The 21,215-nt window shown below is 33.2% G+C and carries 19 protein-coding genes; 18 read left to right on the top strand and 1 reads right to left on the bottom strand.

What is annotated here, in order from left to right:
• Positions 1-138 precede the first annotated feature (138 nt).
• The 7 genes from QSV08_RS12430 (at position 139) to QSV08_RS12460 (ending at position 7,219) form a co-directional block, all read left to right on the top strand.
• The gene (locus tag QSV08_RS12430) at positions 139-1,395 is read left to right on the top strand and encodes a hypothetical protein (RefSeq protein ID WP_324023656.1); all 1,257 of its coding nucleotides are present in this window, start codon (positions 139-141) and stop codon (positions 1,393-1,395) included.
• Position 1,396: 1 nt separating this feature from the next.
• On the top strand, positions 1,397-2,512 hold the full coding sequence (locus QSV08_RS12435; protein ID WP_324023657.1) for an endo-1,4-beta-xylanase: 1,116 nt from the start codon (positions 1,397-1,399) through the stop codon (positions 2,510-2,512).
• A gap of 21 nt (positions 2,513-2,533) precedes the next feature.
• Positions 2,534-3,523 (top strand): hypothetical protein, encoded by a 990-nt coding sequence (locus QSV08_RS12440; protein ID WP_324023658.1) that lies wholly within the window; start codon positions 2,534-2,536, stop codon positions 3,521-3,523.
• Positions 3,524-3,975: 452 nt separating this feature from the next.
• Positions 3,976-4,356, top strand: a complete 381-nt coding sequence (locus QSV08_RS12445; RefSeq protein ID WP_233268404.1) for a transposase — start codon at positions 3,976-3,978, stop codon at positions 4,354-4,356.
• 13 nt (positions 4,357-4,369) lie between these two features.
• Positions 4,370-5,227, top strand: coding sequence for an IS3 family transposase (locus QSV08_RS12450; protein ID WP_324023659.1), 858 nt, complete (start codon positions 4,370-4,372; stop codon positions 5,225-5,227).
• 68 nt (positions 5,228-5,295) lie between these two features.
• Entirely contained in the window at positions 5,296-5,991 is a 696-nt protein-coding gene (locus QSV08_RS12455) for a hypothetical protein (RefSeq protein WP_324023660.1), read from the top strand.
• Positions 5,992-6,262: 271 nt separating this feature from the next.
• On the top strand, positions 6,263-7,219 hold the full coding sequence (locus QSV08_RS12460) for a toxin-antitoxin system YwqK family antitoxin (protein WP_324023661.1): 957 nt from the start codon (positions 6,263-6,265) through the stop codon (positions 7,217-7,219).
• Between the two features lie 142 nt (positions 7,220-7,361).
• Here QSV08_RS12460 and QSV08_RS12465 read toward each other — a convergent pair whose 3' ends face one another.
• The gene (locus tag QSV08_RS12465) at positions 7,362-9,905 is read right to left on the bottom strand and encodes an excinuclease ABC subunit UvrA (protein WP_324023662.1); all 2,544 of its coding nucleotides are present in this window, start codon (positions 9,903-9,905) and stop codon (positions 7,362-7,364) included.
• 252 nt (positions 9,906-10,157) lie between these two features.
• Between QSV08_RS12465 and QSV08_RS12470 the strand changes: the two genes are divergently transcribed.
• The 11 genes from QSV08_RS12470 (at position 10,158) to QSV08_RS12520 (ending at position 21,204) form a co-directional block, all read left to right on the top strand.
• Positions 10,158-11,030, top strand: coding sequence for a hypothetical protein (locus QSV08_RS12470; RefSeq protein WP_324023663.1), 873 nt, complete (start codon positions 10,158-10,160; stop codon positions 11,028-11,030).
• Positions 11,031-11,116: 86 nt separating this feature from the next.
• Complete coding sequence (locus QSV08_RS12475) at positions 11,117-11,770, top strand: toxin-antitoxin system YwqK family antitoxin (protein WP_324023664.1); 654 nt, start codon at positions 11,117-11,119, stop codon at positions 11,768-11,770.
• Positions 11,771-11,959: 189 nt separating this feature from the next.
• Positions 11,960-13,063: a toxin-antitoxin system YwqK family antitoxin gene (locus QSV08_RS12480; RefSeq protein WP_324023665.1), complete on the top strand. Its 1,104-nt coding sequence runs from the start codon at positions 11,960-11,962 to the stop codon at positions 13,061-13,063.
• 138 nt (positions 13,064-13,201) lie between these two features.
• Positions 13,202-14,206, top strand: coding sequence for a hypothetical protein (locus QSV08_RS12485; RefSeq protein ID WP_324023666.1), 1,005 nt, complete (start codon positions 13,202-13,204; stop codon positions 14,204-14,206).
• 118 nt (positions 14,207-14,324) lie between these two features.
• On the top strand, positions 14,325-15,206 hold the full coding sequence (locus QSV08_RS12490) for a hypothetical protein (RefSeq protein ID WP_324023667.1): 882 nt from the start codon (positions 14,325-14,327) through the stop codon (positions 15,204-15,206).
• A gap of 214 nt (positions 15,207-15,420) precedes the next feature.
• Complete coding sequence (locus tag QSV08_RS12495) at positions 15,421-16,410, top strand: toxin-antitoxin system YwqK family antitoxin (RefSeq protein WP_324023668.1); 990 nt, start codon at positions 15,421-15,423, stop codon at positions 16,408-16,410.
• A gap of 99 nt (positions 16,411-16,509) precedes the next feature.
• Positions 16,510-17,580: a fatty acid desaturase family protein gene (locus tag QSV08_RS12500; protein ID WP_324023669.1), complete on the top strand. Its 1,071-nt coding sequence runs from the start codon at positions 16,510-16,512 to the stop codon at positions 17,578-17,580.
• Between the two features lie 133 nt (positions 17,581-17,713).
• Positions 17,714-18,295, top strand: coding sequence for a DUF1287 domain-containing protein (locus tag QSV08_RS12505; protein ID WP_324023670.1), 582 nt, complete (start codon positions 17,714-17,716; stop codon positions 18,293-18,295).
• Positions 18,296-18,390: 95 nt separating this feature from the next.
• Positions 18,391-19,506: a suppressor of fused domain protein gene (locus QSV08_RS12510; protein WP_324023671.1), complete on the top strand. Its 1,116-nt coding sequence runs from the start codon at positions 18,391-18,393 to the stop codon at positions 19,504-19,506.
• Between the two features lie 53 nt (positions 19,507-19,559).
• The gene (locus QSV08_RS12515) at positions 19,560-20,009 is read left to right on the top strand and encodes a hypothetical protein (protein ID WP_324023672.1); all 450 of its coding nucleotides are present in this window, start codon (positions 19,560-19,562) and stop codon (positions 20,007-20,009) included.
• Between the two features lie 184 nt (positions 20,010-20,193).
• Entirely contained in the window at positions 20,194-21,204 is a 1,011-nt protein-coding gene (locus QSV08_RS12520; RefSeq protein ID WP_324023673.1) for a DUF6630 family protein, read from the top strand.
• Positions 21,205-21,215: the final 11 nt, after the last annotated feature.

Raw genomic sequence — 21,215 nt, forward strand, 5'->3', positions numbered from 1 at the left:
TATCTGCTTCAAAATTGCTGTAATGATAAATTAATGGATGATAAATTTATCATCATATCAATAATTTAACTTATAAGAAGCACAGTTATGAAAATTAAATTTATCACTTTCATATATCCAGAAAATTAATCGAATATTATGAAGTTAAAAATCAATATTGTATTAGCAGGATTTCTATCAATTTCTTTAGGTAGTATAGCACAACAGCTCGAAGAACCAACTATAAACGAAAATGTTTTTTTTGAAGGAAACGACGAAATTATTACTGTTGAAGCCGAACATTTTTATAAACAAAGCAAAAGTAAAATCAGACAGTGGTACCGAAAATCATCAACTGAAGCAACTAAAATGGCGAGAGATGAAGATGAAAAATATCACCTTGGCGCAAGTAACAATACTTATTTAGAAATTCTACCCGACACAAGAGTCACTGCTGAAGATGAGCTAATTGCAGGTGAAAATTTTTCAAATGAAGCAGGTCAAATGGGTATTCTTCATTATAAAGTAAACATCAGTAGTCCTGGCCGGTATTATGTTTGGGCGAGAATATTTAGTATGGGTGCAGAAGATAATGGCTTACATGTAGGAATTGATGAAAACTGGCCAGAACACGGTCAACGCATGCAATGGTGCGAAGGAAAAAATGAGTGGACTTGGGGAAGCGCACAACGTACAAAACTTATACATTGTGGTGTTGCAAAACAAATTTATTTGGATATCAAAAAAGCGGGGATACACGATATTCAGTTTAGTATGCGAGAAGATGGTGTCAAACTAGATAAGTTTCTTTTAACTAAAGACATTGATTATATACCTAATGGAAAAGGTTATGCAGAAATAAAGAAACAAGCTACAGCTCTTTCTTATATAGATGAAATTGCAAAAACTGTGAATGGAACGAAAATCATGAAAGCTATTGATTTTCCTATTAAAAATACCAATTTTTATTTGGATAATGCATGGCTTGCCATAAATCCTGAAAAATATAAAGAGGCTGCAGTATCAACAGATTTTCCTTTTGAAAATGGGATGTACGATATCATTTTTATTGGTGTTGGAGAAAATGATGGGCAATCAGGTTTTCAAATGTTAGTAAACGGAAACGAAGTGGGTAAATATTCCGCTCCTTTGAGTAAAAATTCCTTCGAAGAAAGCATAAAATACAACAAATTATGGAAAAACATTGAATTCAAAAAAGGCGATAAAGTAACGGTAGTTGCCACAGTGGGTACTGATGGAACAGAATTTACTCGTGGCCGTTGGGGAGGCATTATATTCGCTCCCAAATTGAAAGGAAAAGATATTCTTGAAAATTCGAAAGCATTTTCTATCAAGAAAAACGTCGGATCAGAAACAATTGTTAGCGGATCAGTAACTATACCAAAAGATAAATAACATGATATATAAAAAACGAAGTTGTTCTCAAATTGTAATTATTCTTGTCGCCTTAATTGTGTTTACTTTTACAGCCTGTAAAAGTTTAAACCAAAAAACTACGGCTGAAGCAGGTTTAAAAGACGTTTCAGAATTTCCAATTGGTACGGCAATTAATATCAACAAATTGATCAATGATCAAGCATTAATGGCTTTGCAGATTTCAAATTTCAATAGTATTACAGCTACTGGTGATATGAAAATGCGGTCGATTTTACCTTTTGAAAACGAGTTTAATTGGAAAAAGGCCGATACCCTATTGTATTATGCCAACAAGCACAACCAACGTCTTTTTGGTCATAATCTTATTTGGCACAGTAGTACACCTAAATGGGTAGAAGAAAAGGGTGCTAACGATAGCTTATGGTTAGGAGAATTTATGAAAGATTATATTCATAAATATGTCGGTCGATACAAAGGAAAAGTCGCAGGATGGGATGTGGTTAACGAAGCGTTTGAATCTAAAGGTGGTGCCTATAGAAAAACATTCTGGTACAATAATTTGGGTAAAGAATATATTGCAAATGCCTTTCGATATGCCCATGAAGCAGATCCTGAAGCCGTGTTGTTTTATAATGATTTTAATATTGAGCGTGATACTTCAAAATTAGATGCCGTTTTAAAAATGGTCGAAAAATTTAAAAAAGAGGGAGTACCTATTCATGGCATTGGTTTTCAAATGCATATCCGCATGGATACTCCAAATGAAGTCATTGCTTATTCATTAGAAAAAGCGGCTGAAACAGGTTTGCAAATTCACTTGTCTGAAGTCGATATTATTTTTAATTCCCACAACGACGAAAGATTAGGTGGTATTGAAAATTATAGTTCGATTACTAATGAAATGAAACTAGCACAGGCTGAAAAATATAAAAATCTAGTTCTAATGTATCGTAGCATAGTTCCGAAAGAACAGCAATTTGGGATTACATTTTGGGATTTTACAGATAGAGATTCTTGGATTAAAGGTTTTTTTAATATGAAAGATTGGCCTACTATTTATGATGATGATTTAAAACCTAAACCAGCCTATTATGGTTTTCTAGAGGGTTTAAAAGTGGAAATAGAAAAGAAATAATATAAATAATATAAAAAAATTATGAAGTTTACATCCCTACTTTTTTTACTACTAGTTATAAAGCTTCATGGTCAAGATACTAAGATTGACCGTGAGTTTTACCATGCTAAATACGAACCCGAAAAAGGAATTTATCATGGTGCTGGTCAAGACAAAATCGGATTTAAGGATTATGTGGATGCCGTTGGTCATGATAAACTGCCAATAATTTACATGACCTATGTTAATATAACCGCACCAGTAAAAAAGATCGAAACTTGGGGAGAAGACTTAAAACGTGTTTTAGACAGCTTACCGAATGGGATCATGCCTCAGATAGGTTTAGCATTTACTGGCGGTAAGGATACAGGGGCAGGTTTAGACAATGAAGTTGCCAACGGAAAATATGATGCTCAATTGGAAACATTTTATATGGCGCTTTTGAAATTAGATAGACCATCCTTTACTAGAATTGGTTATGAGTTTGAGGGCGATTGGAATGGGTATTCATCTGAAAGTTATAAAAAGGTATTTATTGCTATTTCTAAGGCATTCAAAGAAAAAAACATAAAATCGGCTACGGTTTGGTGCTCGGGTGGTGGTTCTGCAGACTTTATAGGTCTTGAAAAATTAATGGCATATTATCCTGGTGACCAATATGTAGATTGGTGGGGTATTGATATTTTTAGTCCAGAAGAGTTTTTAAATATTGAATTGAAAAACTTTTATGATGCTGCTCATACTCAAAAAAAACCAGTAATGATAGGTGAATCTACACCACGATACGTTGGGGTTTTAGACAGTGAAATTTCCTGGAATAAATGGTTTAAACCTTATTTCAAGATGTTATATGATAACCCGGGAATAAAAGCATCTTGCTACATCAATTGGGATTGGGTGTATTGGTCTAACAAAATTGGTTTTCAATGGCATGATTGGAAAGATGCTCGTATAGAAAAAAATCCATTTGTATTGGAGGCATATAAAACGGAAATGGAGAATCCAATATTTATTCATCTTAATAACCAGTAAGAAAAAACAAAAACAGTCTTATAGTTTTTAATTGTGTTCTCGGTTTTGAACATAAAAACTATAGTCTATCTTCTCAAAAGAATAGATTAAGACCCTTTACTAGGTGATGGGTAAGTACAATTAATACTAGCACAGAAAGTGTTGCAAAACTTTGAGAATAAAAATTAGTAGCATGAATAATTTTGATCTAAAACGCCTTACAACAGGGTTTAAAATTAATTCGAGTATGATGTGCTACCTATAAGCCCTTGGGCATGTTTGTTAAGTTCTAAAGATATTTGGTATTTCGCTTTGGACAAGAAAAAAAGAAAAAGCCGCCCGAATGTACCCCTTCGGTACGGGCGGGCAAAACCAAAAGATTTCGCTTTGTGCGTGGCGGAAAGCAAACGCTAGTTTGCTCCCGTACTGTTCATAGCCAGACCGTTGTATGCCATTTTGACCCGTCCTGAAATATGTATACAAAACACTTCAAGTATATGTATAAAAATGATGGATATGTAAAACGCTATAGTGAGAGCTTTAAGCTCAAGGTATTGGCAGAACTAACCAAAGGAAACCATTCCAAAAGACAAATTGCATTAACTTACGGTATACAATCCAGTACTATAAACGTATGGATAAAAAAGTACGATCGTAAAGATCTAATGAACACCCGTGTAACCGTGCAAACAGACGATGAACTTTCCCGTATCAAAGCCCTGCAAAAAGAGCTAAAGCAACTTAAGGACCTTCTTATTAAAAAGGACCTGGACAAACTGGTGACCGATAGCTATCTCGAGGTCGCTGCTGAGAACCTGGGCTATAGAGATGTTGAGGAATTAAAAAAAACTTAAACATAAAGCCTTGATGAAAGTAGCACCGATAAACCGTAATGAAAGGCTGTATTCAATTGGTACTATCTGTAATGCCTTTGATCTGAAAAGAGATGCCTATTACAAATTTCAAAAACGTTTTGTTATCAAAAAACAGATAGAACAGGATATAATCGAACTTGTTCGGGAAAGTAGAAGAACACTACCTCGTGAAGGTACCAGAAAACTCATGAGATCATTAAAAGATGAGTTTTATAAGTACGACCTTAAAGTAGGTAGAGACCAGCTGTTCCGTATCCTAAGAGAAAATCGATTGCTCATTAGAAGAAAGAAGTACTCCTCTAGAACCACCAATTCATATCACCGGTTTTACAAGTATGGCAATATTATAAAAGACTTAAAAATCAATAGACCTAATCAAGTCTGGGCTTCCGATATAACCTATATCAGAACCATTAAAGGATTCTGTTACCTAGCATTGATTACAGACATGTACTCACGTAAAATCGTTGGGTTTGACCTAAGTGATAGCCTAGAACTAAAAGGTTGTGTCAGAGCTTTAAATAAGGCTATTTACAATGCCAAAAACATTGACCACCTTATTCATCACTCGGACAGAGGTATTCAATATTGCAGTAATGTCTATACCCAAATACTAAAAAGAAAGAAAATTAAAATCAGTATGACTGAAGAAAACCATTGCTATGAAAACGCCCTAGCAGAAAGGGTAAACGGTATTCTAAAAGATGAATTTTATCTTGACCAAACCTTTACCAGCGTGGTACATGCTAAAAAAGCAGCCAAAAATGCAATCAAACTATACAACTCTAAAAGATTGCATTTATCTTTAGATTATAAAACACCTAATTACGTGCATCAATATGCCGCTTAAAACTAATATTAATCTGTAGCCGTATTTTAGGACGTGACATTTAAAAAGCAGATGAACAAATTATGATAATGCCTTCTGACAAGGACTATAAGTCTGCTAAAAAAATAAAACAAGGAATCTCAAAAATAAATAAAGAATTTGAGTCACTTGCTGAATGGATTGACCAAAAATATGAAGTCAAAACGTTGAACATTTTCTTTGATTACATTCATAATAACAAAGCTCATCCCAGACTTCAAATCTGTCTTGAACACGCAAGAGACAAGGGGAAATTTATGGATAATAGAACCTATAATTTTGACAAAGCCAAACAAAAGGAAATTGCAAATAAATTTGAGGAGTTTACAACAATTGATAAAAATAAATCTAAGCCTAGTTTCCTAAAAACACTTTTTGGTCTAAAACGCAAAACCGACAACTTATATGTTTACTTTACTGAATTTGAATCAATTGCCAAAATGGAGGCGAATCTTAGTATTCCTGATAAAGAAATAAAAAAGTTAAAGGACGCTTTAAATAATGATGAATTATGGGAAATTGCCAAAAGATTTTCCGGAGTAACATATTTCTTTTATACCGACGAACAACTAAAAAACATTGAATATTCGAAAACGCATAAAAAATGGTCTGAACAGTATTTTGAACTACTACAGAATTATGATGAATTTGGATATTTTAAGAAAGATTATTTCAATGTTCATTTAGATAGTAAAGAGAATTTTGACAACAACTATGAAAGCAATTGGTATTACTACTATAAATAAAAAAGGCATACAACAAAGAACTGAGGTGCAAAACAAACAAATTCTTCTTTAATCTAAGCCAAGTGTATAAGTTACTGATGAACCAAAAACGAGTGTACCTATTTACATAATGAACCATAAAATTATAGTTAGCAAAAATCAAAAAAAATATCTAAAAAGGTAATGAAGTACAAATTGCCATACTGTCTAAACCTTTCAACAAATAACCACCAAGCAGCCCATAAAATAGGGAAAATCTAAACCTTAGAGATTAAAATAAATCTATCAAGAAATGAGAATAAACAACCTTAAATTTTTACTAGTTATACTATCATATTTTGCTATCTCTCAACATGTCAACAGTCAATCTAAAATTTATTTTAACAAAGACTGGAAAACAACCACTAAAGAAGAAGCTCAATATTATAGAATACTTCAAAAAAAGAATGACTCCCTTTTTCATATCAAAGATTATTACATCAATGGTAACTTACAAATGGAAGGTTATTTTTCTAATTTGGAAGAAGAAACATTAGAAGGGGAAAATGTATTTTATACTGCTAATGGCAAAATTTCTGATAGAGTAAATTATAAAAAAGGCATTTTACACGGCCTACGAACTGTTTACCTAGAAAATGGTAAAATAGATTACACAACCGAGTATGTAGATGGTACCGTTTATGAAGGGGTAAATATGGGTGGCTATTACAAAGAATTTTACGAAAAAGGTAAATTGATTAAAATGGTAGAATTCGATGCACCAAATTATTTCAACAAGCTTGCAACACGAATATACGGTATAGAAAAAGACACCATATATTGGATGAGCAATAAAGGCGACGAACTTATAGGCACTGGTATATATGACAGTTCGAGTTCTAAGATTATAGATGGTTTAGATATCTCGCACCAGCTTTTAATAATTGTATACACCAACTACAAAAACAGTAAAAGAGAAGGTATTCAAAAAGTATTTTATAGAAATGAATTACTAGCAGAACAAACCTTTGTTAATGATGTTGTAGTTCTAGAAAGATCTATAAACCCATTCACTGGTGAAACTGTAGAAATCAATTTTAAAGATGGAGAACCTTACAATGGCCGCCTTTTTCAATTTGATCAGTTTACTCAATATTACAATGAATATATTTATAAAGAAGGTGAAGTCAATATTGCAAACTACTATGAATTAGTTGATGGAAAATTACAACTGAACACTGAAAAGTCATATAAAAAAACACCTGAATAATTGAGTTTATATGTCTCGTAAACGTGGTCAAAACTTGCTTGCTTTTTTTTATGATTTAATTTAAAATTTAAACCAATCTAAGCATAGCACGTTTTGACCAGGCTAACTTCTAAAAATCTTTATTATAAATTAAAATAACAAATTAAGCGTAGCCGTTTAGTGTTCTAGATAAATAAAGTGCCGTTTTGCTCTTTTTGTTTTTCGCTACTTTTTCGGGTATATCTGCTACTACCACATTACCACCTTCTTCTCCTGCACCAGGGCCCATATCTATAACCCAATCACTTTCTGCAATTACTTGCATATCGTGCTCCACTACAACTACTGTATTACCGGCATCAACTAATCTTGCCAATTGTAATTGTAATTTTTCAACATCGGTTGGGTGTAAGCCTGTTGTTGGCTCATCTAAAATATAAAGGGTTTTTCCTCGGTTTAAGCGTTGAAGTTCTTTTGCCAGTTTTATACGCTGTGCTTCACCACCAGAAAGTTCAGTTGCTGGTTGCCCTAAGCGCAAATACCCCAAGCCTACTTCTTGTAATACTTTTAAGGGGCGCATTACCCGCTCATCATCTTTAAAAAAATCAGCTGCTTGGTTTACGGTTAAACTAAGAACCTCGGCAATATTTTTTTCATGATACGTAACTTCTAAAGTCTCTGGATTATAACGTGTGCCTTCGCAAACTGGGCAAGGCGCATAAACGCTGGGTAGAAATAAGAGTTCTACCATTACAGCACCTTCACCTTCGCAATTAGGGCAACGCCCTTTTCCAACATTAAATGAAAAACGACCTGCTTGGTATTTACGTAATTTTGCCAATTTTGTGGTAGCAAATAATTTTCGCACAACATCAAACAAACCAGTGTAGGTTGCTAAGTTAGAACGTGGTGTTCTACCAATTGGTTTCTGATTGACCACAACCATACGTTTTATATGTTCTGAACCTCCGGTGATTTCTCCACCAAGTGTTTCTATAACTTCTGGTGTTAAGAGGTCTTCCTCTTCCTCTTTTTCAGAAGCTGCGCTGTTACCTAGTTGGGCAGACATAAGTTCTACTAAAACCTGACTCACCAAACTACTTTTTCCTGAACCAGAAATACCCGTAACACTTGTTAATGCCCCTAAAGGAAAAGAAACGGCAACATCGTTTAAATTATTTTTGGTGACTCCGCTTAAGCTAAGCCATCCCGCAGGTTTGCGTGGTTTATTTTTTTTATAAGGCTGGTCATTAAAAAGATGCATTCTAGTTTTAGATCTTGAAATATCTTTTAATCCCGCAGGAGGTCCACTATACAAAATTTCACCACCACCCTCGCCAGCATCGGGCCCAACATCTACCAACCAATCTGCATGGCGTACCACATCTAATTCATGCTCCACCACAAAAAGTGAATTACCGCTTGATTTCAATCGGTCTAAAGTTTTCAATAAAGCTTCGGTATCTGCTGGGTGCAAACCTGCAGAAGGCTCATCTAGTACATAAACTACTCCGAATAAATTACTACGTACTTGGGTTGCTAATCGTAAACGTTGGTGTTCACCTGCAGATAATGTAGGTGTGCTTCGTTCTAAAGACAAATAACCTAGTCCTAATTCCAACAAAACGTCAACCCTTGCCACAAGGTCTTCGGCGATACGTTGTGCCACCAGTGCCTTCTCTTCGTGCTTTTCAGCCAATTTAGCTAAGCCGGGCGCTGAACCATTTGCATAAGGAATAAAAATGGACTGTAACTGTTTTAAAGGTAATCTAGAGATATCGGCAATATCATAGCCAACAAATGTTACAGAAAGCGACTCTGGGCGTAAGCGTTTACCATGGCAAGTTGGGCATTCGCTACTGATCATATATTTAGATACACGCTTTTTCATTAAGGTACTTTGCGTATTGGCAAAGGTGTACAGCACCAGTTTCTTTGCGCCAGAATAAGTACCCATATAACTGGGTTCACTTTTGTTTTTAAGCGCAATTTGCACTTCTTCGCGATTTAGATTTCGATATACCGGAACCTTTGGTGTTTCGTCTGTAAATAGAATCCAGTTGCGGTCTTTCTGCGGAATGTCTTTCCAAGGGATATCAACATCATAATTAAGTGTAACTAAAATATCGCGGAGGTTTTTACCTTGCCAAGCTTTTGGCCAAGACGCTACAGCACCTTCTCTAATGGTTAAACTATCATCAAGTACCATACTCTTTTCTGTTACTTGGTAAACACTACCAAGACCATGGCATTCTGGGCAAACACCTTCTGCAGTATTGGTTGAAAATGAATCTGCATACAAAATGGACTGATTTGGCGGGTAATCACCTGCCCGAGAATATAACATGCGCAACAAATTAGACAAGGTAGTCACCGAACCAACAGAAGACCGTGTGGTGCCAGAGCCACGCTGTTGCTGTAAGGCTACAGCAGGCGGTAAACCATCTATCTCATCAACTTCAGGTATTGGCATTTGATGAAAAAGACGGCGTGCGTATGGTGATACAGACTCCAAATACCTTCTTTGAGCCTCGGCATATAAAGTACCAAAGGCAAGAGACGATTTACCCGAACCAGAAATACCGGTAAATACGACCAAAGCATCGCGCGGTATTTCTAAACTTACGTCTTTAAGATTATGCTGTCTTGCTCCAGTAACAGTAACAAAGCCTTCTCTTTTTGTTCTTTCGTCATGTGTTTGATCCATAGGTTCGAATATACCAAGAATCTATTGATACAGCTTTTAAGTTTCATAATTTTCAATATGGTAATAGTTGTGTAGGATAGCTAGAAAAACACCTTGTTGATTTTGAATATTTTTATGTGTGAAGAATATGAAGCTGTGTAAATCTTATTATGACTCGGTATTCATATGCGAAGACTGTATAACACACTATGTAATATCTTTTTATACGCTGCGTTTCATATAATGAACCATTACCATCATATAAAAAACTATATGAAAAAAATAGCATTAATTACATTTCTGATTATCTCTAAAAGTATTTTTGGGCAAGATAATAGTAGTGAAATTCCGGAGTCTTGTTTGTATTATTTTTATGACTTCTCGTTTACTGAAAATGATGAAACAATACAAATAAGGTACCCTGAAGAAACTAGATTCATTTCGGGCGAAGAGCCCTATAGCAGCTATTATTCAAAAAATGAATCTATTCCGTATAATGTATCTAACGGCAATCAACTAAATGCGGAGTTCTCTAATGAAGCGCTGAAAAAAATTATTAGTCTTGAATTCGTAGATGAAAATATTAAAGATTTTAAAATACCTAACAAGTACGAGATTACACATAAATCGAATATAAAAATTAATGAATTTGGTGAGTTTTATTTACCAATAGATCATAAAAAAGATTCTATACATTTTAAAGACACGCCAATTGAAGCTTACACAACTACCTATAGTTACGTAGGGGAAATTGAATATTTTGATTCTTACCTTTTATTAGAATTTTTTGAGCAACCTGCTTATTTTTTGATAAACAGAAAAGATGGTTCTAAAAGTTTTATGTCATCTGGTCTTCCTAATTACTCTCCTAGTGGTATGATTTTATTAAACATGTTCACTGACACGGCTACCTACCAACATAATGAGTCTACCGTTTTAAGTATTATCAAAAAAAATATAAACAATGAAGCAGAGCAAATGCTAAGTGTTAGTTTCAAAAGTTGGGCGGTATCACCAAACCCCGATGATTATTTTTGGATTTCAGAAAATGAAATCGTTTTCAAAGTATATCCTATTAGAAAATTCATATTTGAACCAAATCCGAATGTACTGAAATCGCAATATTTGAAAATGAAAATATTATAATATACTCCGTAAAAAATTTCGATTAATCTCTTTATCAAGCACTTGAACTAAATCATTAGCAAACATTAAAAAATGAAAATCTATTCATGAAAAATATAGTATTCTTTTTATTCTATTTTTTGATTTTAAATACTTTGGCTGCTCAAGAACAGAAGACATACCACCCAAATGGTCAGGTAAAAGAAATTGGAGAATATAAAAACGGAAAACAAGTAGGTATTTGGAAAGCCTATTCTGACAATGGTAAACTAAGTGTATACGCTGAATTCGAAAATGGAAAGCCAGCAAATGAATGGAAGTTTTATCATTACAGCGGAGAACTAAAAGAAGTTGGGGCATTTAATAACGGATTGAAAATCGGCGAATGGAAAAATTACTATGTTAATGGAAATTTAAAAGAAATCGGAGTATTAAAAGACGGAAAACTTCAAGGTAAATGGAACGTATTTTACCAAAACGGCATTTTAAAAGAAGTTGGCCAATATGACAAGGGTAAACCAATAGGAAAATGGAAAGATTACCATAACAATGGAAAAATAAAGAGTATTGGTAAGTTTACAAACGGAAACACTTCTGGTAAATGGAAAGGTTATTTCGATAATGGAAAATTATCTTCAGTTGGTACCTATGAAGATGGAAAAAGAACAGGAAAGTGGATTCTATATAATAAAAATGGAGAAATTAAAGAAATTGCAACATTTGAAAACGGAGTAATGTTAGAAAGTTCTAAATCTAACTAACAGCACTTATCCCCTACTAAATCAAAGCTTAGACGACACAACTAATTGCATTCAAAATCGTTAGCTAACATATAGCTAAACTATTACTATAAAATTATAACTTTTATATAAAGACCGAATTTCTAAAAAGAGATTATTCAATTCAACCAAACGAACCAAAAACCATTTACAACTATTAAAAAACAAATTATGAGAATACATATTATTATCGTTTTTCTTTTACTAGCATCAAACATTAAAGCCCAAGAAACATACCTTATGTGGAACGATGTGGAAAACCAACGTTTTGGCAAAGAGACCCTATTTAAATCTGAAGGAAAATTTTTAAACGGAAGTTATAAACTAGCCGAAAACAGCGGAGCATACACCGACGTTACGTTTAAAAACGGAAAGATGATAGGTGCAAAAAAAGATTACGATTTTTCTGGAAACCTTGAACAAGAGATGAACTTTGATCAAGAAGGCAAAGCAAATGGAAAAAGTATTTCTTATTATTCGAATGGTGAAATAAATGAAGATTTCAATTATAAGAACGGGTTAAAAGATGGCGAGTGGAAAACCTATAATAAAAAAGGTGAACCGATAAGAACCGAGATTTACAAAAACGATTTAAAAGAAGGAAAATGGGTATCTAACTTACGAGATGCAGCCAAAGGTGTCAATTTAATAGAAACTAGTTATTACAAAGCTAACGAGCCAACCGGTGCATGGTCTCAGAAAACGGAAGATGATAGGTTAATTTGGGAGAAAACCTATACAGCCCCTAAAGACTATACTAAAAAAGAATACCATACTAATGAGAAGGTTGCAGTTATAGAATCATACAAGAATAATAAATTAGATGGTGTTTCTAAATATTATAATCCTTCAGGTATAATACTCAGTGAAAAACAATTTTTAGAAGGTTATTTAAAATCTGAAATAGCGTTTTATGAAAATGGAAATAAAAAAGAAATTGTAAATTCTAAAGACGGCTATAAAGATGGTTTGTTTCAAGAATATTCAGAAACGGGTCAACTTACTATTGATGGGCAATATAAAATAGGATATAAGGCAGGCGAATGGAAATATTACAATGATGATGATATGCTAGATAGAACATTCACTTTCGCCGATGGTCATAAAAATGGCATAGGCAAAACTTATAACGAAGCTGGTACTGTAGAAAGCGAAGGTATGTATGCCAATGATGAAAAAACAGGCTTGTGGAAATTCTATAAGCTAAACGGTAAAGTTTCTAAAGAAATAGAATACAAAAACGATAAAGTAATTTCTGAAAAAAAATATAATTAAGCTATAGCCATAAAATGGCTATTTAGATACTTAGCATCTTTACTACTTTCTATTCGGTTATTCTTTATTAAATTAACTTATAACCGACTATAAAATGCGTTGTGGGCTATTAACAAACACTTCTTATAATTATATAAAATGATCAAAAAAATTAGTCTTATAGTTTTAATCTTATTTGGTATACATCAAAATTTAATTGGACAATATGCCAGCGATACCATTATTAAAGATTTTAATAATGACAAAATTGTTGATACGCTTATCGACTTTAGAGAAATGGGAAGTGCTTGTTCAGGTAGAACGGTGTCAATAATCGATGGCAAAACGAAAGAGAAATTTGCACTTAACAACGACGGTTGTTATTCTAGTTATACTAATGTAATTAAAGTACCTAAAAACCTAAATCTAAAAAAGAACAGTCTTTTTTTAGAGGCCATAAAAGAGAGGTCACTACCTAATAAAAGAGAACATATTGACAGCTCTTTAAAATGGTTACTGAGTGGAAATTCTAATGTACAAATACTAGAATCCCATCCTTATTTTGATATTATTGCCAACCCTAAAACCGCTTGGCAGCCAAATATTTTAGAGATCCCTGCTTCTTATTATATCGACAGCTTTGAATTTTCTTTACAATCAGAAGACTTTAAAAATAAAAACCCTACGGTAACTGAAAAAAATCAAGAATATATAGCCTATTACACTGGTCATCAAATAATAAAATTAGACAGCTTAACCCCTGTTGCTCAAAACGATACCTATAAAATATTTAAGACAGCACACACTGTTTTTGTCAAAAAAGGAGCTACTTACAAGTGGGCATTTATATCAGATGATCTTGTTACTGGCGCACCAGATAGACGTAGCTGGCCTTCTATAAATCAGGTGCAATTAATAGATAAGTATCTAATAATTCATCATGATGTTCCTCCTGTTAATGGCTATTTCATTGAAATTATAAATATCGAGACACAGAAAATTGGTCACTTAAAGTTTGAACCATCACAAAATAATGGAACTGACGAAGGTGGTATGAGAACTTTTAAGATAACAAATGATCTATTGCTATTTACTGAATATGCTGAAGAAGAAGCAATAAAAATACCTTTAAAACAATTATTTGAATCTTTAGATAAATCTTAACTCCATTTAAAATTACCAAAGCTATATATTAAACGAGTAGTAATCTTACTATCAAAATCTGCATAGACTAATGGATTTTGAAATTATAAAATCAAAATCAGCTTACACATACCACTGAATGAAAAATTACGCTACCAAATTCAAACACATTGTTCCAACTTTTCTTTTTGTTGTAGTAGCATCAACATTTTTCGTTTTACTTTTTAGGTGGGTCTTTACTATTAACTCAAACATCTTACATATTAAAGAAGATATTTTTGATATGTGGGTGCCTATTATTTTCCCTTGGATACCAATAACGATTTGGCTTACACCAAAACTTAAAGTCCTTAAAATTAATAGAAAAGGTAGCGATGCACCACTTCTATTTAAATTTATTGCCTGGGCTACCATGACTGCAATGATGATAATTTCAAACAGTTATTTGAAAACCGCAACTGGTAGTTTGGCAGAAATAAATACTATTGAAGAGGCTTTTAACCCTAATGCCAGCTATTTAAAAATCAATGATTTTGAAATTGATAGAGACTATGGCAGTTCACATACAGAATTTAGAACAAGCGGAAAATATGGTCGAAAATTGAATTTCGACTCCTATTTTGTGTATCCTTTAAAAGTGGAGAGTGCAGAAAATAAGTTCAAATATTGGTATGGCGTAGAAATGCATGAACAAATAAGTAAATCGCTAGAACCAGAAGAAAAGGAAGAAAAGTATCAGGTTTTTTTTAAGCAAGCTATTGAAGATTTTAAAAACTATAAATTCTATGAAGCCGATTATTTTGAAATAGTGCCTCATTCTATTGATAGAGATGGGTTTATCAATGCAATAAAGCGTCAAGAAAATTTATCAGATATTCAACCAGTAATAATTAGACCAAAAAAAGGACTATACACTAATAAAAATGGACATAAACTTGGATGGGTTTTTGGATCGTTCGCCATCGGTTTTTCTATTTTCTTATTTGTACTGAAGTTTCCTGTCTACAGTTCAAAGAAATGATAATGAAACCATATCATACAACTATACATGTACCAAATTACCTGTATATAAATCTTAGTCAGTACTATTTAAATCGTATGAATTCTAGCGAATAGCGCAGAAAAAATGAATAGTAAATAACCTCGGGGCAAGTCCGCCAGGCATTGAATTGAAAACATAATTAATACTTCGACCCAAGCGTTGGAACATTTAAATCTTGATTATCGAGTAAAAAATGAAAAAAATAGTCATACTAACTTTAGCCTTAATTACCTCAATTGGTGTGTATGCCCAAAGGAAAGATATTACCTATTACGATAATGGTCAGGTTCGCAGGCAAGGTCAATATGACATAAAAAATCAAAAAACCGGCGAATGGAAATCATTTCACAAAAACGGGCAGTTATCATCAGTTGGAACATATGAAAACGATAAGCAAACTGGAGAATGGATAGACTATTTGTCAAACAAAACCTTATCTGGTATAGAAATGTGGGCAAAAGGACGACGAAATGGTGAATCGAAAAAATATAGACATGATGGTATACTAATAAAAATAGGCATGTATACCGATGGTAACAAAACTGGGGAATGGAAATATTACCATTCAAAAGATCAACTATCAAAATTAGAAAATTATATAAACGGACAAAAAATAGGCGAATGGAAAGAATTTCATAAAAATGGACAACTCTTATACATTGGAACTTATGAAAAACCCGATAAGGCAGAAGGAGAATGGAAATGGTATGAAGATGATGGACAGTTAGAAGCAATCGGAGTATATAGAAACGGTCTTAAAATTGATGAATGGAAATCATATTACAAAAACGGACAACTCGCGAGTTCAGAATTCTACGAGAATGGAAAGCTAAGCGGAGAATCTAAACGGTATAATACAAATGGTGAATTGTGGATAATTGGAAAATATTTGAATGGAGGTAAAACAGGAGAATGGAGATGGTACCACAACAACGGTAAATTAAAAACGATTGGCACCTATATTGAGAATAAAAGCATTGGAGAATGGAAGAGTTTCCACGAAAACGGTCAATTAAAGAAAATTGGGGATTATAACGACAACGGTAGACGAACCGGTAAATTTAAAGCCTATCACGAAAATGGAGAACTAGAAAGTAAAGGCAAATACCATAATGGAAATCAAATTGGCAAGTGGAAGTACTACAACGTAAAAGGGACGCTCATAAAAACGACAAAATTTTAAAACCATTCTGATAAAAACCCTAAGTCCAAGTCTTACTAGTTCAAATTATTATTGATTTACATTAACTTTAGTTAAACGTTTTAGGAAATTAATATACAGATGAAAATTAAGTTCAAACCTTCAAATTCTATTTTTTTTAAGGAGCTAAACGCAAACATTTCTGTCATACTAACCGACGAAGTAATTGATAAAAGTAAATGGGTTTTAAAAGCAAAATTCTTCTTTTACTTTTTAACCTTTCTGGGGCTTTATGCATTTCTATTTACCGATGTAGTAGCTAATTCATTTTCGCTACTAATAACAACATATACGCTAATTGGACTTTCTGGAATATTACTAGCCTTTAATGCATCGCACGATGCCGTACATGACACTTTATTTACGAATAAGAAGTATAATGCTATTACTCATTTTTTAATATTTAATCTACAAGGGGTGAATGCTACTTTGTGGAAAAAACGACACCTTTCTTCGCATCATTTATTCCCTAATGTAGATGGCTGTGATGCCGATATAGACAACAACTCGTTCATTCGATTATCGAACTCGCACACCCTAAAAAAGAATCATAAGTTCCAGCATTTTTATGCTCCGCTTTTGTACTGCCTTTACACGCTGCATTGGATCTTTGTTAAAGATTTTATCTACCTCTCTAAAAAAGAGGTGGCTAATATGAAAGACTTGGTGTATTCAAAAAGGTTTATTGCAGCCGTAATTCTTTTGAAACTACTTTATCTAGTATATATAATAGTGATTCCGTATTACTTTTTAGAAGTTGGGCTAGCCAAAATCTTAATCTCATTCTTTATAATGCATGGGGTAATTTCAATATTTTTTGTACTAACATTAATTATTTCTCATTTGACTACAGAAACTAGTTTTCCAAAGCATGATGAAAACGGATTTTTACCTACCTGCTATCACGAACACCAACTTTCTGTATCGCTTGACTACCACCCTACTAGTAAATTTGCGAACTTTATTTTTGGTGGTTTCAACTCTCATGCTGCGCACCATTTGTTTCCGAAATTACCACATACCCTGTATACTATTATAACACCAGAAATACAAAAAGCAGCGGTTAAGTTCTCTATGCCTTACAATGAATTAAGCATCATCAATGCAATTTATTCTCACTTTAAATATTTAAAGAAATTAGGTGGTAACTAATTCCGCTTACACTACTCCGCTCCTTTTCAATCAATTGAAAATTAGTTACTTTTTCATAACCGAATAAAGAAAAAACCGAATGACTATACCGAGCTACTGCAGTACATTTCTTATATTCAGAGTATTTATAACTATGAAAAAATCACTTTTAATACTTTTACTATTCAGTCTCAACCTTTGTTTTTCTCAAACAATAATTGAGCAAACCGATTTGGCTAATTGTGCGCTTGAATTAACGGAACAACAGGTAACGTATGACCCAAGTTACTTTTCTATTGATTACCCAAACGGAGATGTACCCAATGACAAAGGTGTTTGTACAGATGTTGTAATTCGTGCGTACAGAAAAGTTGGAGTTGACTTACAGAAAGAAGTTCATGTAGATATGAAATCTAACTTTAATGTGTATCCGAAAATATGGGGACTCAAAACTACTGACCGAAATATTGATCATCGTAGAGTGCCTAATTTGATGACCTTTTTCAAAAGAGAAGGTGCCGAAAAACCGATTTCTAACAACCCAAATGATTATTTACCTGGCGATATAGTTTGTTGGAATTTAGGAGGAGCTATTACGCATATTGGTATTGTAGTCGATAAAAAATCAAACGACGGAAAGCGCAATTTAATCGTGCACAATATTGGGGGCGGACAAGTTTTGGCTGATTGTCTCTTTGACTATAAAATTATCGGTCATTATCGTTATAACAAGTAAAAATCATAACTTAATAGCTGTATACGAACAGTATACAACTGTCTTTTACACACCACGTTTCATACACCAATTGTCAAATTTAATTAAAAAATAAAATGGGTTTTCTGAAAAAAAAATCATCATCTAAAGAAACTGAAATTCAAGAAGCAGAAGTACTTATAGAACTACAATCACCTTCTTGCCCCGTAACCGCTATTGTAGAACAAGACAATAGAACGGTATACTTTTATTTATGGGGTGCTGAGGGATCTAACTTCGGTGTTAAGTCTTCTTGGGTGAGAAATCTAAAAAAAGCTCCTCAACAGCTAGAAACAGCATTAATGGAGCAAGGGGTACCACCAATGCAGACAGAAGAATTCTGTATACACCCTAATGGTTCAGAAAAACTGAATAAAGACGACCTCAGTATCATCTGGTTAGAAGAAGGTGATGGCGCTGCGCTTTTATTAAACGGTGAAGTTATTTCGATCATACCAAGCTGGGCAGGTCAAAACGGATTTAACGGATATGCAAAAGAAGCAAAAGGTCAAGGTGATTTTGCTTGGGAGCTTTCTGACAATAATGCCTTATATGATCGAGTTCATGCATCAAAAGAATTTTGGGACGCTTGGGATTTAGAACAAAGCCCTTTCAATATACTACAGCCAAAAATACTTGATACGTACGATGAAATCTTTGGCGAGCAAGATAACTACTTTGCTATAGATGGTAATGAATGGCCACCAAAAGGTCTTTATTTGAAGAAAGGAGAATCAAAAACGGTATTTGCTACAGTAGGTCTTTCTCTAATACCAATGCCAGTAGTTGAAATGTATACCGAAAATCGTTTCGATGCTAATAGAATAGAATTTGGCTTTCTTCTAAATTCACCAATTACAGACGAGGCAGTGCAACAAATTGGAGGATGGATGAGTGCCCAAACCACGATACCCTGGCACAATATTACTTTTTTGGGAGAAGGGCATACCATTGAATTTCTGTCTTTAAATTCAAGTAAATTGAACTTTGTTCTTCTAACCAGTCAACTTAACATCTTACCTGAACCCAATATTGAAAAGTATAGAAACTCAAAAACAAATTTTCTATGGATGGTACCAATATCCGAAAAAGAAAGACAGCATATTGTTGATAATGGTAGTGATACAATAATCGAAAAACTAAATAAAATTGGGAAAGAAGTTTTTTCTTTAGATCGTGCCGAAGTGATATAAAATTTGAGATTCAGCAATTAACCTATCTAACTAATATTGCAGTAAAATAAAATATGAAACGACTTTTAAAAAAGAATAGAAGTGTAACTCTGGTTTTTATTACTTTGTTCTTCTACGCTAATCAATTGAGTGCTCAAGAAAGTGCTATAAAATTACCATTTGAAGAAATCGATTTTATAATTGGTAGAAATCATAGTAATAAACTAATCGACACATACGAAGAGGCTGTGAAAATTGGTTTAGTAACTGAAAATATAGAATCAGAGAAGTTTTATGAAAATAATGCGGTCTATTTATTTAATGTTGGAGGTGGTTGTTTTGGTGCTATACCCCAAGAAATATCGACCGAATTAGAAAACAACATGGTCATGATAAATTGGGCGGCACCCAACGAACCTTGTCCATCAGTTGGAATAGCATTATCCTTTTATGGACAAATAATTATATCTAAAAAAGAATACCCGAATTATAAAAGTTTAATATTTAAATATTACTGGGAGTAATTGAAATACTAAAAACAATCGTTGGTAATAGCTATAGCTTATACAGTTTCAATTGCTAAATAAAATTAGAATTCAATCAACACCGTCAATTCTTTTAATTCAGTTCTAAACTAAAAGTTACTAATTTCATTTACGCAATAATAGTAACTTATAACGATTGCTATAATTCTAAAATAAATAGTTAATGGCAAGAATATATTATCACGAAGAAAGACTAAGCGGTCATGCTTTTGAAAATGAAGTTATCAATGTAAAATTGTTCGACCTAATATTTGAAAATACTGAAACTAACGGATATGATATTAAACCTATTTCAACTAGTTCATTTTTTGGATTAATAAAATCAAAAAATAATACTTTTAAAACTGTTGGTGTTTCAAGAGACGGTATTAATTACAACACCACAGAGGGGAACTTCTATTTACCAAAAGCATTAATTTTCTATGATAATAATGATAATACTTTCCCCTCTGAATTTTATTTTATCGCTAAAATTCAAGATCAAATAGAAATTCGTAAATGCAGTGGTGGTAAAACAGTAAAATGGTTTCAAATACCAGATTTACATTCAGAGGTTAAAGATGCCAAAATCATTCAAAAAATAGAGAACACTCTTTTAGAGCTTAAAAAATTGTTGCCCACAACACAAAAGGCAGTAATTAATATTAATAAGAAAAAGGACAAAGTAAAAGTTGAGGAAAACCAACCTTTATTAAATAAGTCCGTAAAAGAAGCTTATCAAGCACTGGCAAAAATATGCCTTGGCATGAACTCAAAAGAGAAAAATGTAATTGAGTTTTTTGATACACTTAAAAACTACGACAAAGACCTTGAATATTTTACCACCTTAAATTTTGTAATAGACTTTTTAGAACAAAATGATAATTCATTCATTTTAAGATTAGATTGGAAAGCTGATATCGAAGATTTAGAATGGGTTTTGAAATCGGCTTTAAATGACAATTTCAATGTATCTTTTGATTTACCTAACCCTGGGGATTATGGTAAAAACGCATCTGTATCTTTCGACAATGTTTTTGAAGATTTCAACAAATCACTAAAGCAAAACGGATTTCAAATGAGTTTTATTGATACGCAGTCAGATGAATATGTATTCTTATTACATAAACTGGAAGATAAAAAGGAGGTTGAAAACAGTATAAATGAAATCGGATATAAGTATTACGAGAAATAAGCGCTAACACA

Source organism: Maribacter sp. BPC-D8 (genome assembly GCF_035207705.1).
Taxonomy (GTDB): Bacteria; Bacteroidota; Bacteroidia; order Flavobacteriales; family Flavobacteriaceae; genus Maribacter.

Coding starts and splice junctions, on each gene's coding strand:
- QSV08_RS12430 (WP_324023656.1), top strand. CDS start 139: ATGAAGTTAAAAATCAATATTGTATTAGCAGGATTTCTATCAATTTCT.
- QSV08_RS12435 (WP_324023657.1), top strand. CDS start 1,397: ATGATATATAAAAAACGAAGTTGTTCTCAAATTGTAATTATTCTTGTC.
- QSV08_RS12440 (WP_324023658.1), top strand. CDS start 2,534: ATGAAGTTTACATCCCTACTTTTTTTACTACTAGTTATAAAGCTTCAT.
- QSV08_RS12445 (WP_233268404.1), top strand. CDS start 3,976: ATGTATACAAAACACTTCAAGTATATGTATAAAAATGATGGATATGTA.
- QSV08_RS12450 (WP_324023659.1), top strand. CDS start 4,370: ATGAAAGTAGCACCGATAAACCGTAATGAAAGGCTGTATTCAATTGGT.
- QSV08_RS12455 (WP_324023660.1), top strand. CDS start 5,296: ATGCCTTCTGACAAGGACTATAAGTCTGCTAAAAAAATAAAACAAGGA.
- QSV08_RS12460 (WP_324023661.1), top strand. CDS start 6,263: ATGAGAATAAACAACCTTAAATTTTTACTAGTTATACTATCATATTTT.
- QSV08_RS12465 (WP_324023662.1), bottom strand. CDS start 9,905: ATGGATCAAACACATGACGAAAGAACAAAAAGAGAAGGCTTTGTTACT.
- QSV08_RS12470 (WP_324023663.1), top strand. CDS start 10,158: ATGAAAAAAATAGCATTAATTACATTTCTGATTATCTCTAAAAGTATT.
- QSV08_RS12475 (WP_324023664.1), top strand. CDS start 11,117: ATGAAAAATATAGTATTCTTTTTATTCTATTTTTTGATTTTAAATACT.
- QSV08_RS12480 (WP_324023665.1), top strand. CDS start 11,960: ATGAGAATACATATTATTATCGTTTTTCTTTTACTAGCATCAAACATT.
- QSV08_RS12485 (WP_324023666.1), top strand. CDS start 13,202: ATGATCAAAAAAATTAGTCTTATAGTTTTAATCTTATTTGGTATACAT.
- QSV08_RS12490 (WP_324023667.1), top strand. CDS start 14,325: ATGAAAAATTACGCTACCAAATTCAAACACATTGTTCCAACTTTTCTT.
- QSV08_RS12495 (WP_324023668.1), top strand. CDS start 15,421: ATGAAAAAAATAGTCATACTAACTTTAGCCTTAATTACCTCAATTGGT.
- QSV08_RS12500 (WP_324023669.1), top strand. CDS start 16,510: ATGAAAATTAAGTTCAAACCTTCAAATTCTATTTTTTTTAAGGAGCTA.
- QSV08_RS12505 (WP_324023670.1), top strand. CDS start 17,714: ATGAAAAAATCACTTTTAATACTTTTACTATTCAGTCTCAACCTTTGT.
- QSV08_RS12510 (WP_324023671.1), top strand. CDS start 18,391: ATGGGTTTTCTGAAAAAAAAATCATCATCTAAAGAAACTGAAATTCAA.
- QSV08_RS12515 (WP_324023672.1), top strand. CDS start 19,560: ATGAAACGACTTTTAAAAAAGAATAGAAGTGTAACTCTGGTTTTTATT.
- QSV08_RS12520 (WP_324023673.1), top strand. CDS start 20,194: ATGGCAAGAATATATTATCACGAAGAAAGACTAAGCGGTCATGCTTTT.